Source organism: Microcystis sp. BLCC-F209, assembly GCF_041928595.1.
Lineage (GTDB): Bacteria > Cyanobacteriota > Cyanobacteriia > Cyanobacteriales > Microcystaceae > Microcystis.
Window position 1 is genome coordinate 1 of record NZ_JBHFLL010000320.1, and the last position, 15,036, is coordinate 15,036.

General features: G+C 43.0%; 21 protein-coding genes and 2 pseudogenes. 5 read left to right on the forward strand and 18 right to left on the reverse strand.

The genetic code is table 11. The features are described 5' to 3' along the window. Positions 1–531: 531 nt before the first annotated feature. Positions 532–1,005 carry a PEP-CTERM sorting domain-containing protein gene (locus ACE1AQ_RS21225; RefSeq protein ID WP_371413516.1) on the forward strand — a complete coding sequence of 158 codons (474 nt, stop codon included), beginning with the start codon at positions 532–534 and terminating at the stop codon, positions 1,003–1,005. Positions 1,006–1,020: 15 nt separating this feature from the next. Here ACE1AQ_RS21225 and ACE1AQ_RS21230 read toward each other — a convergent pair. After that, positions 1,021–1,260, reverse strand: a pseudogene (locus ACE1AQ_RS21230) (RNA-guided endonuclease TnpB family protein); the annotation flags it as partial. Positions 1,261–1,334: 74 nt separating this feature from the next. On the opposite strand from ACE1AQ_RS21230, the gene hetL reads away from it, so the two are divergent. Then, positions 1,335–1,997, forward strand: a complete 663-nt coding sequence (gene hetL / locus ACE1AQ_RS21235; protein ID WP_110545982.1) for a heterocyst differentiation pentapeptide repeat protein HetL — start codon at positions 1,335–1,337, stop codon at positions 1,995–1,997. Positions 1,998–2,115: 118 nt separating this feature from the next. On the opposite strand, the gene ACE1AQ_RS21240 is transcribed toward hetL, so the two are convergent. The 7 genes and pseudogenes from ACE1AQ_RS21240 to remA all read right to left on the reverse strand — a co-directional run bounded on the left by ACE1AQ_RS21240 (position 2,116) and on the right by remA (position 7,286). After that, positions 2,116–2,253 carry a photosystem II reaction center protein K gene (locus ACE1AQ_RS21240; RefSeq protein WP_008206475.1) on the reverse strand — a complete coding sequence of 46 codons (138 nt, stop codon included), beginning with the start codon at positions 2,251–2,253 and terminating at the stop codon, positions 2,116–2,118. A 50-nt stretch (positions 2,254–2,303) separates the two neighbouring features. Further along, on the reverse strand, positions 2,304–3,428 hold the full coding sequence (tgt, locus tag ACE1AQ_RS21245; protein ID WP_110545983.1) for a tRNA guanosine(34) transglycosylase Tgt: 1,125 nt from the start codon (positions 3,426–3,428) through the stop codon (positions 2,304–2,306). Positions 3,429–3,515: 87 nt separating this feature from the next. Continuing rightward, positions 3,516–3,977 (reverse strand): hypothetical protein, encoded by a 462-nt coding sequence (locus ACE1AQ_RS21250; protein WP_039900599.1) that lies wholly within the window; start codon positions 3,975–3,977, stop codon positions 3,516–3,518. 210 nt (positions 3,978–4,187) lie between these two features. Further along, positions 4,188–4,829, reverse strand: a complete 642-nt coding sequence (gene clpP, locus ACE1AQ_RS21255; protein ID WP_223211172.1) for an ATP-dependent Clp endopeptidase proteolytic subunit ClpP — start codon at positions 4,827–4,829, stop codon at positions 4,188–4,190. A gap of 18 nt (positions 4,830–4,847) precedes the next feature. Then, positions 4,848–6,157 (reverse strand): annotated as a pseudogene (locus tag ACE1AQ_RS21260) (RNA-guided endonuclease InsQ/TnpB family protein). Positions 6,158–6,449: 292 nt separating this feature from the next. After that, positions 6,450–7,004: a guanylate kinase gene (gene gmk, locus ACE1AQ_RS21265; protein ID WP_008206461.1), complete on the reverse strand. Its 555-nt coding sequence runs from the start codon at positions 7,002–7,004 to the stop codon at positions 6,450–6,452. A 12-nt stretch (positions 7,005–7,016) separates the two neighbouring features. Next, positions 7,017–7,286 carry an extracellular matrix/biofilm regulator RemA gene (gene remA, locus ACE1AQ_RS21270; RefSeq protein ID WP_002737924.1) on the reverse strand — a complete coding sequence of 90 codons (270 nt, stop codon included), beginning with the start codon at positions 7,284–7,286 and terminating at the stop codon, positions 7,017–7,019. Between the two features lie 516 nt (positions 7,287–7,802). On the opposite strand from remA, the gene ACE1AQ_RS21275 reads away from it, so the two are divergent. Together ACE1AQ_RS21275 and psbV are read left to right on the forward strand one after the other, a co-directional pair. Next, positions 7,803–8,009 (forward strand): hypothetical protein, encoded by a 207-nt coding sequence (locus tag ACE1AQ_RS21275; RefSeq protein ID WP_004268575.1) that lies wholly within the window; start codon positions 7,803–7,805, stop codon positions 8,007–8,009. Between the two features lie 128 nt (positions 8,010–8,137). Further along, complete coding sequence (gene psbV / locus ACE1AQ_RS21280; protein WP_008206456.1) at positions 8,138–8,623, forward strand: photosystem II cytochrome c-550; 486 nt, start codon at positions 8,138–8,140, stop codon at positions 8,621–8,623. A gap of 446 nt (positions 8,624–9,069) precedes the next feature. Here the strand turns inward: psbV and ACE1AQ_RS21285 are convergent, their stop codons facing one another. The 10 genes from ACE1AQ_RS21285 to ACE1AQ_RS21330 form a co-directional block, all read right to left on the reverse strand. Beyond that, positions 9,070–9,279 (reverse strand): type II toxin-antitoxin system HicB family antitoxin, encoded by a 210-nt coding sequence (locus ACE1AQ_RS21285; RefSeq protein WP_008206452.1) that lies wholly within the window; start codon positions 9,277–9,279, stop codon positions 9,070–9,072. A 151-nt stretch (positions 9,280–9,430) separates the two neighbouring features. Next, positions 9,431–9,568, reverse strand: coding sequence for a type II toxin-antitoxin system YoeB family toxin (locus tag ACE1AQ_RS21290; RefSeq protein WP_253851985.1), 138 nt, complete (start codon positions 9,566–9,568; stop codon positions 9,431–9,433). 75 nt (positions 9,569–9,643) lie between these two features. Beyond that, positions 9,644–9,808 carry a hypothetical protein gene (locus tag ACE1AQ_RS21295; protein WP_008206442.1) on the reverse strand — a complete coding sequence of 55 codons (165 nt, stop codon included), beginning with the start codon at positions 9,806–9,808 and terminating at the stop codon, positions 9,644–9,646. Continuing rightward, complete coding sequence (locus ACE1AQ_RS21300; RefSeq protein WP_002763538.1) at positions 9,805–10,056, reverse strand: type II toxin-antitoxin system Phd/YefM family antitoxin; 252 nt, start codon at positions 10,054–10,056, stop codon at positions 9,805–9,807. The genes ACE1AQ_RS21295 and ACE1AQ_RS21300 overlap by 4 nt, the downstream gene beginning before the upstream one ends. A gap of 133 nt (positions 10,057–10,189) precedes the next feature. Beyond that, positions 10,190–10,486, reverse strand: a complete 297-nt coding sequence (locus tag ACE1AQ_RS21305; protein ID WP_002763537.1) for a DUF4926 domain-containing protein — start codon at positions 10,484–10,486, stop codon at positions 10,190–10,192. Positions 10,487–10,504: 18 nt separating this feature from the next. Next, a complete protein-coding gene (locus ACE1AQ_RS21310) occupies positions 10,505–10,843 on the reverse strand; it encodes a DUF6883 domain-containing protein (RefSeq protein WP_008206433.1) in 339 nt (112 codons plus the stop codon). 290 nt (positions 10,844–11,133) lie between these two features. After that, a complete protein-coding gene (locus ACE1AQ_RS21315; protein ID WP_008206429.1) occupies positions 11,134–12,528 on the reverse strand; it encodes a tetratricopeptide repeat protein in 1,395 nt (464 codons plus the stop codon). Next, the gene (locus ACE1AQ_RS21320) at positions 12,512–12,679 is read right to left on the reverse strand and encodes a hypothetical protein (RefSeq protein ID WP_008206427.1); all 168 of its coding nucleotides are present in this window, start codon (positions 12,677–12,679) and stop codon (positions 12,512–12,514) included. Before ACE1AQ_RS21320 ends, ACE1AQ_RS21315 begins: the two co-directional genes overlap by 17 nt. A 126-nt stretch (positions 12,680–12,805) precedes the next feature. Continuing rightward, positions 12,806–13,168: a hypothetical protein gene (locus ACE1AQ_RS21325; protein ID WP_008206425.1), complete on the reverse strand. Its 363-nt coding sequence runs from the start codon at positions 13,166–13,168 to the stop codon at positions 12,806–12,808. A gap of 161 nt (positions 13,169–13,329) precedes the next feature. Then, positions 13,330–13,539, reverse strand: a complete 210-nt coding sequence (locus ACE1AQ_RS21330; RefSeq protein WP_008206423.1) for a type II toxin-antitoxin system HicB family antitoxin — start codon at positions 13,537–13,539, stop codon at positions 13,330–13,332. Between the two features lie 203 nt (positions 13,540–13,742). Here ACE1AQ_RS21330 and ACE1AQ_RS21335 point away from each other — a divergent pair, with 203 nt between their 5' ends. After that, a complete protein-coding gene (locus tag ACE1AQ_RS21335) occupies positions 13,743–15,035 on the forward strand; it encodes an extracellular solute-binding protein (protein ID WP_110544485.1) in 1,293 nt (430 codons plus the stop codon). The last annotated feature ends 1 nt before the right edge of the window (position 15,036 follow it).

The following is a 15,036-nucleotide window of genomic DNA, read 5'->3' on the forward strand; positions in this document are numbered from 1 at the left end:
AAGCCACTCTTAATCGTGTCTTGGAACGAAATAGAGGCTTTTAAAGACTGCGTACATGGAGAATTAAAACAAGAATTACCCTCGAAAAGCCTATTTTTCCACTAAGTATTTATGCTCATTGCAAAGGTGAGATGCTCCCTATAATTTTTGCGGGATTCAAAATATAAACAGCAGAATACTGTAGCCAATCTCTTTCGAGTAAGGGGTGTGTGTCATCCGTTGAAGGCCACAAATAGGATGCTTTTGAAGACCGATACCTATCATTAAGAAAGAACAAAACCAATGAATTTCAAATCCGCTTTAAGCCTAGCCTCCTGCACCGCCGGAGCGCTGGGAATGATTGCCGGTTCCCTAGTAGTCACCACTGCCCCCGCCCAAGCCCAGACGGCCTGTGGTGCCGGCCTGTTTCTTAGTGCATTCCTTGCCCTCCCTAATGGCTGTCAAGACGGGGATAAGATATATGTAGGTAATTCGACCCTAACCACAGATGGCTTTGCGTTTCGTGACCAGGGGGTCTTGGGCATCGATTTTATGGCGAATCCAACGGGAGACGTGCACCGATTTGCCTACAGTCGGTTTGGCGGCTTGTCATCTGCTAACGCTCCCTATGTTCTGGCGTACAAAGTCTCAATTGCGCCTGGTAGCGGTGCGACGTTCAATCAGATATCCTTGGGTTCGGACGTGCCTGCGGCAACTACTGGGATTACAGTGACGAAGGCTATCTCTACTGGCGGCTGGTCAGGAGTGGGGTCGCAGCTTCTCACTACACTGACGTCAATCGACGGCACCACTGGTGGACCCTATAATGTCCCCACTGGAATAACGGAGTTGTTCATCCTCGACACCGTCACATACACGAGTCCTACTGCACAGTTCTCCTCGTTCACTAACACCTTCACACAAAACCCCCAACAACAACCAAGCGTCCCCGAACCCTCTGCCCTGTTGGGTCTGGGACTGCTAGGACTGGGAGGCTTAATCAGCAAGACTCGCCGCCGGGGTTAAACGAAGCAGCTTCAATTAGCTGTTTGTGGGTTGCTTCCGACCGGTTGACACTTCGGGGGATGCCGCTACCTTAGCGGTGGTCTGATGCTTTCCCCCAAGTCCGTTTAAAGTCTCCGATTGCCCACCGGCGACCTTAATGTTTACCACGGCGTTGATGTCTCGACGATGGAAAGTCCCACAGAAAAGACATTACCACTCGCAGATATTTAACGCCTTTTTCCCCCCAACGTTCCCGCCACAAGAATATCGTTGGTTTTTAAAGTCGGTTTTTTTTTGGCTATAATTTTCTGTTGACATTTTGCGTCAATTATGATAGTGAAAAAATTTCCATGCTCCTAGAAGAACTTTGTCAACGGTATCGGGAGGGAGAAAGAGATTTTCAGGGGATTAACTTGCGGGAAGGCGACTTAACTAATATTATCCTCCCAGGAGTCAATTTTTGCCGTGCAGATCTGCGACAGGCGCGGTTAGGAAAAATACGCCTTGCGCGATCGCTGCTAAGAGAAGCAGATTTAAGTGAGGCGATTCTCTGGGGAGCAGATTTAAGTCAAGTGGACTTTTATCGAGCTTGTTTACGCGATGCGGACTTAAGCGGGGCTAATCTCATCGAAGCCAATTTAGAAGCCGCTTATTTAACCAAAGCCGTCTTAAACGGTGTTAATCTCAACAGTGCTAATCTCCAGCAGGCCCTATTAATCGATACGGATTTTCGCTCCACTTCCGACCAACGCACGGACTTAGGCAAAACGAACTTTTGCGGAGCCGATCTCAACTATGCTAATCTGAGCGGCTCCCTGTTATATCGAGCTAATTTCGCCGATTGCCGACTTTGCCGGGTTAATTTTCGTGCTAGTCCCGAAAGAGACGGATTTATTACCGATCTCACCGGGGCCAGTTTCCGGGGTGCGGATCTCAGTTATGCCGATTTGCGCGGGGCAATTTTAGAAGATGTGGACTTGACTGATGCTGATTTAACCGGGACTTTGTTTTAATCTGGGAAGCTTTTTTAGTAATCAGTAAACAGTAAACCCTGAAAAGATGTCATTTCACTTAAAACTCAAATCTGATCACTGATCACTGCTCACTGATAACTGATAATTGAGAGTCGATTTATTTAAAACCGACGGATGCTTGCCAAACAAAGGCCAGCAAGAGGAAAAATAGGGGAATCAGGGGCAAGACATCGACTAAGGGGTCGAAAATTTGGTATGCTTCCGGCAATTTGGCCAACAAAAGTGCAGTTTCCATCTCTCTATCTACCTTGACAAGAAAATTTTTCAACGTTTCCTGAAATTTTATCACGTTGGGGTAACATCTGCGGCATCCTCAAGCCAAGGGGCAAAATCTTGGGCAAAAGTCCCCCCGAGGATAGATTGACGAATTTCACGGGTAAATCTGATTAATTCGGCGATATTGTGCAGAGATAAGAGAATATAACCCAACATCTCCCCCGATTTAATTAAATGATTTAGATAGGCACGGCTAAAGTGTTGACAGGTGTAACAGGGACAAGTCTCGTCTAAAGGGGCGAAATCCTCCTTAAAACGGGCATTTTTGAGGTTCCAACGCTCTCCTCGCACTAAAGCCGTGCCATGGCGACCAAAACGGGTGGGAATGACGCAATCAAACAGATCTATGCCACTAGCGATCGCCTTGGCCATTTCTCGATAGGTTCCCACTCCCATCAGGTAACGGGGTTTATTTTCGGGGAGTAAAGGGGCAGTTATCTGGACAATGCGATGAATTAGGGTCGTTTCTTCCCCCACACTCACGCCACCGATGGCATAACCGGGTAAATCGAGTTTTACTAAAGATTGCGCCGCCGTTGTCCGTAAATCCTCATAAATCCCCCCTTGTACTATGGCGAATAAAGCCTGTTCTTGGGGTCGTTGATGGGCCCCCAGACAGCGCTCTAACCAGCGATAGGTGCGTTCGATGGATGCTTTCATGGTCTCATGACTGACTCCTGTGGGGGGACATTCATCGAAGGCCATAATCACATCAGCACCGAGGGCATTTTGAATCTGAATCGATTTTTCTGGCGTAATTTCGATTATTCTACCGTCCCGGGGCGATCGAAAGGTGACTCCCGACTCTTTAATTTGCCGCAGTTGACTAAGGCTAAATACCTGAAATCCACCCGAATCTGTTAATATTGGCTGATTCCACGCCATGAAATCGTGTAAACCTCCGGCTTTCTCGATAATACTTTCTCCGGGCTGCAGATGCAGGTGATAGGTATTAGCGAGAATCATTTGCGCCCCCGTGCTGGCGATTTGAGCGGGGGTCAAACCTTTCACCGTGGCCAAAGTTCCCACGGGCATAAAACGGGGTGTTTCTACCGGTCCGTGGGGAGTATGCCAAACCCCAACCCGCGCACCGGTTTGGGGACACCTGGCGATTAATTCAAAGGAAAATCCCACTGTTTCAGTTATCAGTTATCAGTTATCAGTTATCAGTTATCAGTAACCAGTTATCAGTAACCAGTTATCAGTATTTCTGCTCGCTGCCTAAAAGGGGCAATCGTTGTCGTCTTCGTCTTCAAACTGCACATCCCACTTAGCAGAAAGTACCTGAGTAACCATAGCTTCGAGGGTATCGGCATTGAGACGGGCTTTCATATCGGGGTCTTGCAGTGGATTACTCAGGGGAATCAGCCGTAATTGCCGATTGTCTTGGATCAGATCAAAATAGGTTTCACCGTCAGGAGAGCGGGTTAAACGCAGATAATCGAAGCTATAGGTATTCAGATAAAGACTGTAGTTAGCAACTAGGGTGCTTTGCTGATAATCGGCGAAAACTTCCACTATCCATCCCTCCCCTTCACTCTGAATCACCCCTTCGAGACTATGGATGTAGCGAACTCGTCCGATATCATCGAGGAGACGACGCATATCTTCTTTAGCGATGACCACGCCAGAGTCAATAATACAGGGGGCGGGCAGGGGCTGTGAGGGCGGATGATAGTTCATAGGGATTGCCAGTAAAAAAATTTCCGTTAATAACCCACCGGGTGTTTCTACCGATTCCTGTTGCAATTTTTTTCGGGTTACGTCTCGATCTTAACCCAATCCGCTAGAACTTTTCACTGTTACTTAGGATTAATAACGATGATCGATGATTAATTTCTGTTTACTAAATATTTACAAAAATCTGGGTAGACAGGGCCTACCCGATCATGATTATTTACTGGGAGGGTTAGAAGCGGAAGGACTGCGATCGATGACTTGATCGATTAAACCATAGTCCAAGGCCTCTTCGGCGGACATAAAGAAATCCCTTTCCGTATCCTCGGCGATGAGGTCGAGAGGTTTACCCGTATGACTAGCTAGGTGTTGATTGAGTAATTGTTTGAGATAGAGAATTTCTTTGGCCTGAATTTCGATATCGGTGGCCTGACCTTGGGCGCCGCCGAGGGGTTGGTGAATCATGATCCGCGAGTTGGGTAGGCTCATTCTTTTGCCCGGTTTGCCGGCGCTGAGGAGAAAAGCCCCCATACTGGCAGCTAAACCAATACAAATGGTGCTGACATCGGGACGGATTTGATTCATGGTGTCAAAAATCCCTAATCCGGCCGAAACGGAACCCCCGGGGGAGTTGATATACAGGTAAATATCTTTTTCGGGGTCTTCTGCTTCTAGAAAGAGTAATTGGGCGACGATTAGGTTAGCTAGGTCGCTGGTTACTTCTTGTCCCAAAAAAACGATTCTTTCCCGGAGTAGTCGGGAGTAGATATCGAAGGCGCGTTCGCCCCGGCCTGTGGTTTCAATAACGGTAGGAATCATTGCGCTTTCTTGTCTTGCTGCTGCGGTTAGTTTTTTGATTTTGACATACTCCCACCGTCAAGCTACGCTGTGACGGGGGATTCTTTCCAGATCACTATCGGAAATTCCTTGTTCAACGAGACAGCTTAGATTCTCAATGTCTCCACTGAAAATCCAGAGGCCGGACTCTCCCCCCCCCTTGCCCCCCCGACATCGGGGGGGTTTGGGTCGGTTTCTGTTTGCCCAACAGTACCGTTGAGATGATTTCCCAAATATTTCAACCCTTTTTTAAGAATATTTATTGCTGCATTATGATCCCTATCTAAGACTGTTTGACAATTAGGACATTGATGAGTTCTAGTGCTTAAGGTTTTTTGAACTCTCGTCCCACAAACTGAACAATCTTGAGAAGTGAAATGCGGTGGTACAGCAACACAAACAATCCGATAAATCTTAGCAAAATAATTCAACCATTCAGTGAATTGATACCAAGAAGCATCGGAAATCGACTTGGCAAGCTTACGGTTTTTGACTAAGTTTCTTACCTTTAAAGCTTCATAGACTACCAGATCATTAGACTGGACTAACGCCAAAGCGTCTTTAATTGCTTTGTCTTTACGTTGTCTTGATACTTTAAGATGAAGCTTGGCTACCTTTACCCGTTGCTTATGATAGTTTTTAGACTGTTTCTTTCCTTTACGGAATTTCTTAGATAATCGTCGTTGTGCTTTTTGAAGTCGTTTTTCTGACTTTCTTAAATAACGTGGATTCTCTACAGTATTACCTTGAGCATCGGTATAAAATTCCTTTAACCCTAAGTCAATTCCTGTTATTTGTCCCGTCGGTTTATGGTATTCTTGCCGTTCTACGTCAATCAGAAACTGGCAATAATAACCGTTAGCACGTCTAACAACTCTTACCCGTCTAATCTGTTGTTCTGAATAATAAACTAAGGTTTTTTGACTACACCATAAATCAAATTCTCCTGCTTTAAAGCCATCGGTAAATCTGATTTTACGTCGATTATCAGATAGTTGGTAGCCCGTTAGTTTATACTCAACGGAACGGCTATGCTTTTTGAACCGAGGAAAACCCTTTTTCCCAAGTATCTTAGCATGACAATTCTGGTAAAACCGATTAATTGATTGCCAGGCTCTATCAGCAGCCGATTGACGTGCTTGTGAGTTTAATTTATTAACCCAAGGTGTCTCTTTATTGTTAGCTAGTACCGAGCAAAGTTTTTGGAGATCATTGCGGGTTGTACCCTTATGATCCATCCAATAACGAACACAAGAGTTACGCACAAACTGAGAAGTTTTGATAGCTTCATCAAGCCGGTGATATTGCTCTAGTGTCCCGTTTTTTAGCTTTGCTTCTACGACTAGCATCTAACAATTCTCGACCATTGGTTAAGTAGATTATAACACAGTTTGTCCACAGATGGTGGAATTAAACCGATGCTCCGTTGCTGACCCTTCGACTTCGCTCAGGGTCATTGATATTCTGGTCGGATTTCATCCCCCGCAAAGGTGAGTATCTTATCGAAAAATGTAGCGGGGGTATTCATCCGATATTTTAGGTAACTTAGGGAATGGGGGATAAGGATTAGGGGAAGTGGGGAAGTGGGGAATTTCAACTAAAACCCTAAAACCCCAAAACCTAACACCTAAACCCCAACAGCTAACGGCTAAAAATAATCTTCTCGATGGCATCTAGGGCGGTTTCTAGGTCATCGTTGACGATTTGATCGGGGAATTCCTCGCTGGCGGCTAATTCTTCTTGGGCGCGCTCCAGACGACGGGCGATCGCTGTTTCGGCATCTTTGCCCCGGCCGCGCAAACGACGTTCTAATTCCTCGAAACTAGGGGGTAGGATAAAGATTCTCCTCGCTTCGGGGAAGCTTTCACAGACCTGTCTGGCTCCCTCCAATTCGATTTCTAGAATGACGGTCTGGCCCGCCGCTAATTGAGCGGCGATCGCTGATTGGGGTGTCCCATAGTAGTTGCCCGCGTATTCGGCCGATTCTAGAAATTCTCCAGCCGCCATTTTCTCCTCGAAACTGGGACGGTCGAGAAAATAGTAATCTTGGCCCTCAATTTCACCCGGTCGAGGTGGGCGCGTAGTGGCGGATACGGACAGGTAGAGGTTAGGGAAACGAGTTAGTAAATGCCGGACTAGCGTACCCTTGCCCACACCGCTAGGGCCGGTAATGACAATTAATTGACCGGGTTGCATGGGGTTAATAACCTAGTTGCTACTATTAACAGGGGCTTCCTTGTTGACCACGAAACGGTGAGCCACGGTTTCTGGTTGAATGGCCGACAGCACCACATGACTAGAATCGGTGATGATCACCGCACGAGTCCGTCTTCCGTAGGTAGCATCGATTAAACAGCCTTTATCCCGAGCATCACTGATGATGCGTTTGATCGGAGCCGATTCTGGGCTAACGATGGCGATAACCCGATTAGCGGAAACAATATTACCGAAGCCGATGTTGATCAGTTGTATATCCATAAGTTAACAAAGGTGTAGTCCTTTGTACAAAAGAGTGTGGAGGTATGATTACAATGTTATCGAGAAAGATTTAGCCTTACAAGGCTAAAAATAACATTCTTAATCACATTTTAGTATTTTTTCAGGTTTTTTGCGATTTTAATTAAATTTGTTTACACGAGTCTCTATCTTAGGGAATAAAAAGGCGAAAGTCGGTCAAATTAGGGAATTTTGGGGGTTTGGGGTGATGGGGAAGTGGGATGTAGGGTGTGGGGTGTAGGGTGATGGGGAAGTGGGGTGTGGGGTGTGGGGTGTGGGGTGTGGGGTGATGGGAGCTTTTTTCAGTGTTGCCAAAGGCACGGCGTAGCCGTCCAGTAAACAGTAAACAGTAAACAGTAATCAGTGAACTGAAAACTCACATCTGATCACTGATAACTGATCACTGATAACTGATCACTGTTAAGAATGTCCCCGGCAATGGCATGATAATTATGGTAACTAATAAGTATTCTCTATCCTTGGTGGGTGCGTCAGACTATGGGTTTTGCTGATCTATCGATCGCTGATATTGCGGCAGAGTACGATCTGGCCGATGAATCTGTGTTGTCACTTTGCGACCAATTAGGCATCTCCTATAAAGATCGGCAGACTAATCTCGCCCTAGAAGATGCTAAAGCAATTATCTCACTGATTTTATCCAAACGATCGGGAGTAACCGCCTCGAAAACGGAAACGTCCCCTTGACTTTATTCCCAACTGGGATCTTCTCGGTGTCCGTGATCACTTAGAATCGATCGACACCCTCCCATCGGAGAAAATTTTTTAGTCACCTTAAAATCCCCCCTCTTGGAACAATTGCGAGTAGGAGAACAATGATCAAACGTTTGATTGTGGCAGCGATCGCTGTAGTCTTTTTTGTATTACAATTCAATCTTAACGGCGCTAGTGCCTTAGAACTCGATGAAGAAACCCTCACCATCACCCTCAATGATGCCGGGGAATCGGTGACTTTGACTTCGGAACAAGCGACGGAAGGACAGAAACTTTTTATCGCCAATTGTACTAAGTGCCACCTGCAAGGTAAAACCAAAACCAATAATAATGTCAGTTTGGGTCTGGCCGATCTGGCAAAAGCGGAACCCCCCAGAGATAATCTGTTAGCATTGATTGATTATCTAGAACATCCCACCAGCTACGATGGCGAAGATGATCTAAGCGAGTTCCATCCCAATGTTAGCCGTCCGGAAATCTTCCCAGAATTACGCAATCTGACGGAAGATGATGTGTATAACGTCGCCGCTTATCTGTTGGTTGCTCCCCGTCTAGACGAGCGTTGGGGTGGGACAATTTACTTCTAAATTGCCCTCCATATATCCCTCGATCCCTCTAGATTTCTAGGGGGATTTTTGATTGGACAGCAAATAGTTGTAATACTAAATCCGTTGAATAGACCTCTGGCAAAAGTCTTAAGTCGATCCTTGTACAGCAACATTTTTGAAGATTATCAACTACTAATAAATAATTAACTGAAAGTCCCTCCCATTATTTTTTCTATCGTTTGTTTTCGGATTTATGCAAGAGGTCTAATGTGTTGTAATAGTTTGGGTTCTTGCATGAGTTCGCTGGTTTCAGCTAAGGATTCCCATTCTTCTTGAGTGATGAGAATATAACTGCGATTTTCACGAACGATCACTACTCCATCGGGTTCTTTTGAAGTTTATTTTGGCTTTTCCGAGATCATAGTATAAAATGTTCTATGAACGGTTAAATACTAGGAGATATTACTGAACTGAGAATATTTGGGCTATGCGGAAATAGCCCGGAGAGGTGGGAGAGATTTGCCTCGTGCAGTGTAGTCTTCGATAAGGAGATCTAGAACTTCAAGGGCATTTTGTAGAGCTGCATGGTAGGTTTCACCATGAGTATGAGCATAGGGGCCAAATTCAGGGAGGTGGGCGATAAATTTGTTGTCTTCTTCTGACCATTGAATAAAAATACTATAGTGATAATTCATGGGTTGTCTCCTTGATTGAATTTGGCTAGTTCCTGAAGTGCATTTCTTCCGTCTTTTTCTTGGTAGTGATCGGCATCACTACTATTTTTGCCTAACAGGATCAAGCTATATTATAAACGGGGATGAATTCAGTGGTTATGACCGCTATTACCTAATCTCCATAGTGTGTTTTGGTACGAATAATCAGAATAGTTTTATCGTCTTCATAAATTTCATAAAGCAGACGATCTTTTCGATTTAGGCGATAGGAATACAAGCCTTCTAAATCGCCTTTTAAGTAGGTAGGCACAATTATTTGTAGGATGGGTTAGCGGTAGCGTAACCCATGCGGGCGTTGGGTTTCATGCTTCAACCCAACCTACGTTCATTTTATATTTAATTCCACCCACCTACTTAAGGATTTGCCAATATAGGGATTAATTGCAATTATGTTAGTTAAAATTTCTTGAAGTTTGACTTTCTGTTTTTGGGTGAGTTCGTCGGTATCTTTTCGCGCTTGTTTAGAAAAGACAATTGTGTAGGTTGTCATCCAAATACTTGTTCCATTGTGAGGGTTTCTCCTGCGGCATATTCTCGTCGTGCTGATGCAATATGTTGTAATAGTTTGGGATCTTGCATGAGTTCGGAGGTTTCAGCTAAGGATTCCCATTCTTCTTGAGTAATGAGAATATAACTGCGATTTTCACGAACGATCACTACTCCATCGGGTTCTTTTTCAGTGCGATCGCAGAGTTCTTCTAGGTTGGCTTTGGCGTAATCAACGGTAACTTGATACATAAATCGCTTACGGTTTGTGGGGATTAGTCTTATAATAAAGCAAAAATTGCTTGTTGGCTGACGTTTTCATTATTTATTTTGGGCTTTTCAGTTCTGATCGAGAAGAAGGCGATATGACAACTTTAGTAATGATCTAAGCCGTAACTTGCATAATCTCTTTAGCGGGAACAGCTAACACTAATTGATTAGGATAAACAATTTCTACGCCAATTGTCTCCATAAATGCTTCTTTTTCTGCTTGAGTGGCTGAGACAAAATTTCCTTGTTCATCATATTTAACCCAATTCCCAAATAATTCTACTAGATAAGCCTCCCCATTTTTCAGAACTTCTACAATTGCTCCAACTGTACCGATAGGCGCAATTCCACCATCGGTTAAGGGAATATCTTCCGTTAGTTGAATATCATCAAATAATTTAAACTTACTCATTTTTATTACTCTAAACTTTTATTGATTGAAACTAGAAGGTACTGCTGTGACAAATCTCACCACATCTTCTCCTGCCAGGATAATCCAAACAGTACGAATTTGATGTAATTTACCGGAATATCCCCTGATTTTAACATAAGCACGATAGCGCTCACCATACTCTGTTGTATCTTGTTTTTGTAATATTTCGAGAGATACTGTCTCTAGTATAGCTTCTCGAATCGCTTCAGGATTATCAAATCCGATAACTTCACGCCAAAACTTACGTTTATCTCCACCAACGCCTGCTTTAGTGGTGTGGTTGAGCAGATAGTTAGCCTTAGATAAGGGAAATTCAAATTGAGTCGCTGAAATCATTTATGTCTAAACCAAAAAACCCTCGAAGCAATATTTTCCTGAGATGACGATTATAGCGTGCCATGGCGAGGGGGATATACTTGTGTCGCATAAAATCATAATTCTCAGCCTTGCTTGCGATATTTTTCTAGTAGGTGTTTTTGATAAGTTGTCGGTTCTGACTGAGAGGAAGGCGATAGTTATTGCACTTCTTTAACCCAATTTTTCCAAGCACTATTCATGGTTTGAGTTTCATTTTCTTTAAGTAGTTGCTGTTTGCTGTTCATGTTTTTTATACTTCAAAAAAGTGGCTAATTTTGTCTTAGGTCACGCAGAATTTCGACCGTTTCGGGGGAAAAGCGTTGGCTTAATTCCTCATCAGGAAGTTGGGATAGCATCAGATTATAATTATTTTTTGCTTTTTCAGTGTTAGGGTGATTTTCGCCTAGTGTAGCTATCAAAATAGCAATCGCTCTTTGATAGAGAGGTTCGGCTTCTGCGTATTTCCCTTGAGACTGATAAAGAATCGCCAGACTGTTGAGACTGTTGGCCACATGAGGATGCTCTGCTCCTAATTGCTTTTCCCGAATCGCCAGCGCTCTTTGATAAAGAGGTTCTGCTTCTGCATATTTCCCTTGAGAGGCATAAAGTTCCGCCAGACCATTGAGAACGGTTGCCACATGAGGATGCTCTGCTCCTAATAGCTTTTCCATCATCCCCAGCGATTGTAAAAAGAGAGGTTCTGCTTCTGTGTATTTCCCTTGAGCGAGATAAAGTTCCGCCAGATTGTTGAGACTGGTTGCTAGATGAGGATGCTCGGCTCCTAATAGCTGTTCCATCATCCCCAGCGATCGCTCATAGAGCGGTTCTGCTTCTGTATATTTCCCCTGAACGTGATAAAGAGCCGCCAGATTGTTGAGACTGGTCGCCACATCAGGATGCTCTTTTCCTAATTGCTTTTCCCGAATCTCCAGCACTCTTTGATAAAGAGGTTCTGCTTCTGCATATTTCCCCTGATCTTGATAAAGACTCGCCAGATTGTTGAGATTAGAAGCAACACTAGGATTATTGCCACCAAATAACTCTTCATGGATTTTTAATCCTTGGAAAAATAGAGATTCTGCTTGAGCAAAATCGCCTTGATATTTATAAGAAATACCTAAATTGCTCAGAGCATTTGCTTCTGATTTTTTATCGCCAATTTGTTGGGCAATTTCTAATTGTTTTTTAAAATATTCAATTGCTTGCTGATATTGTCCTAAAGATTGATAAGTAATCCCCAGATTTCCGCAAGCATTTGCTAGGGCAAGAATATCGCCGATATCCTGAGCAATTGCTAATTGTTCTTGAAGATGTGTAATTGCTTCTTGATACTGCCCTAAAGACTGATAAGCCGCTCCCAAATTACCTAAAGTATTCGCCAGCGAATACCGATCATTAGTTTCTCTAATAATTACTAATTGTTGCTGAAGATATTGTACTGCTTCTCTATATTGACCCCAAGATTGATAAATCATTGCTAACCGGCCAAGAGCAAAAACCTCAGATTGTTTATCACCAATATCTTGAGCTTTTTTAAAAAGCTTTTGATAGATTTTAGGATTATGTTTTTTGGGCGCAATCTGATCAAAATTCTCAGAATTTAACTCTGTTTCAGAATTACTAGCCTGAGCCGAATTAGTTTGATTTTTATGAATCTGAATCATCATCATCCTCCAATAAATTTAAAACTTGATCAAATTGTGATTCTGCGGATTGAATTTCCTGAATCCATTCTGATAATTGTTTAACTGTTATATTAACTTTCCCCTCCTGTTGACGTGCATCTCCCTTAAGTTTGTAGAAAATTGCTTTCAATTTACATAGACTTTCAATGCCGTAATCAAGATTAGAAAGAGAAGTCGAAATAGACTTGGAACTCTCACTCGTTGTATCTAAGTTAGCAGGGTTTTGTTTAACCTGCTCCCCTACAGGCGGCTGTAGTCAAAAATTATTAATTTGTTTATCAATATTAATATCCCGATTAGCAAAGTTAAGAATTTTTTCTAAGTCAGTAAACTGATTAATAACGTAAGGATTAGATTGATTTTCTTTAACCACTTGTTCTGCAACTTTTTGTATTTCTGGATCTTCTAGTAAAGTCGCCATTACCTCAATCGTTTCAGGTAACAAAGCAGGATTTTGATTGGCCGATTCCAACTTTTTTAAAGTATCAGGAGACTTCGCTACGATTAAATTTTTCAGTTTTTCAAGGGAACCATCTAAGACAAGCTCCCCCACACGGGCCAACGCTCCCCCTAAAATAATCGTGACTCCTGTAGCCAATGACATCAAAAAAGATTCCATGATACAACTCCTTGCTAGTAAGTTTTAGACGTAAGCCTTACGCCTCTAACGGTTTAGGGGATTACTCTCATAATAAAGCAAAAATTACTTATTGGCTGACGTTTTCATCATTTATTTCGGGGTTGTCGGTTCTGACTGAAATGTAATAGAGGATATTTGAGCTATGGGGAAATAGCCTGGGGATGTGGGAGAGATTTGCCCCGTGCAGTGTAGTCTTCGATAAGGAGATCTAGAACTTCAAGGGCATTTTGTAGGGCTGCATTGTAGGTTTCACCATCGGTAGGAGTATAGGGTCTAAACTCAGGGAGATGGGCGATAAATTTTGGGTCTTCATCTGACCATTGAATGGTGATGCTGTAGTGATGGGTCATGGGGTGTTTTCCTCGTCTAGATTTTATAGTTATTGCAGGGCGTTTTGGACTAATTCTATTATGGCAGCCGATAGTAACTGGGGTTGTTGCTAGACTGGTGGCTCTTGACAAAAAATCATGTTAATTATTTTTCTGATCAAGATTATTAGTCACCTTTTCATGTACTATGAATATATGGTAAGATTTTTGAAGGATCACAAGCGATGCAATTTCTAGGGTTCAGAGTTAAAACTGCTTGGAGAAGTAAAAAAATAAGGAGAATTATATCGCTCCTACTGCTTTTTATCCTGATGCCAATTTTTCTTTATGCCTGTTTTAGTGATCTCCCTAATCAATCATCGGAGCAACTGCAAGGAACTCTCTCGGTTTGGTATCCAGAAGAGGGAAATTTAACTGAAATACTAGGTCTGGGTTTGCAAGAGTTTGAAAAATTAAATCCGCAAGTGACAATTCTCGAACAAGCTATTCCTATCGATGAGATACCCGAACGTTTTTTTAAACAATCTCAAAGCGGATTAGGTGCTAGTGTTATTCTAATTTTTTCGAGAAATATACCCAGATTAGTATCCGAAGGGATACTGGAGGAAATTGACCAGAAAAATCTAGATTTATCTATTTATTATCCCCCGACCGTGAAACAAGTTAGCTATCAAGGAAAAATCTATGGCATTCCCTTGGGTTCTCGTACCAATGTACTCTGTTATAATCAAAAAAAATTACAATTTAGTCCCGATCCGCTGCTGAAGCAACCTCCCACCAGTTTGGAGGGATTAGTGGAACGTGCGCGCAAAGGCTATTCTGTGGGGATAGTTTCCTCTTTTGAAGATACTTTTTGGGGAATGGCAATTTTTGGCGGCTATTTGTGGGATGATCAGGGTAGGCTGCAACCTCGCTTGGATGGTTGGGCAAAATGGCTAGAATGGCTAAAATTTGCCTCGTCACAGCCTAATTTTATCCTCAATCGTCAACGGGAATTACTCCATGATGCCTTTGCTGGAGGCCGCTTAACCTATTATGTGTGTAATTCTATTGAAATTGCCGATTTAAAAAATAGCCTCCAAGATGATCTCAGAGTCGCTTTACTTCCCCAAGAAACTCAAGGTAAAGCAGCACCAATTCTCTATACACGGGTGATGGTATTTAATCGCAATAATAGTGATAATGAAAATCGTTTGGGATTGGCTCTAGGAAAATTTCTCACTAATCCCGAACAACAATTACAAGCAATCATCCAAACCGAAAGTTTTATTCCCACTAATCGACGGGTGCAGATCGAAGGAAAATTACTACCGATCGAATCGGTATTATTACAACAATCTCAAAATGTTGTGGCAGTTCCTCTGGATGATTGGGAAAAATCGAATCAAATTTTAGAAGAAGGAGAATTTTGGTATGAAAGAGCGATTGCTGGTGAAATATCTTCCTCAGCAGCGGCCGAAAAACTGACACTTTATATTCAATCAGAGCTTGATCAAGAAGTCGGGAAAACAAATTAAT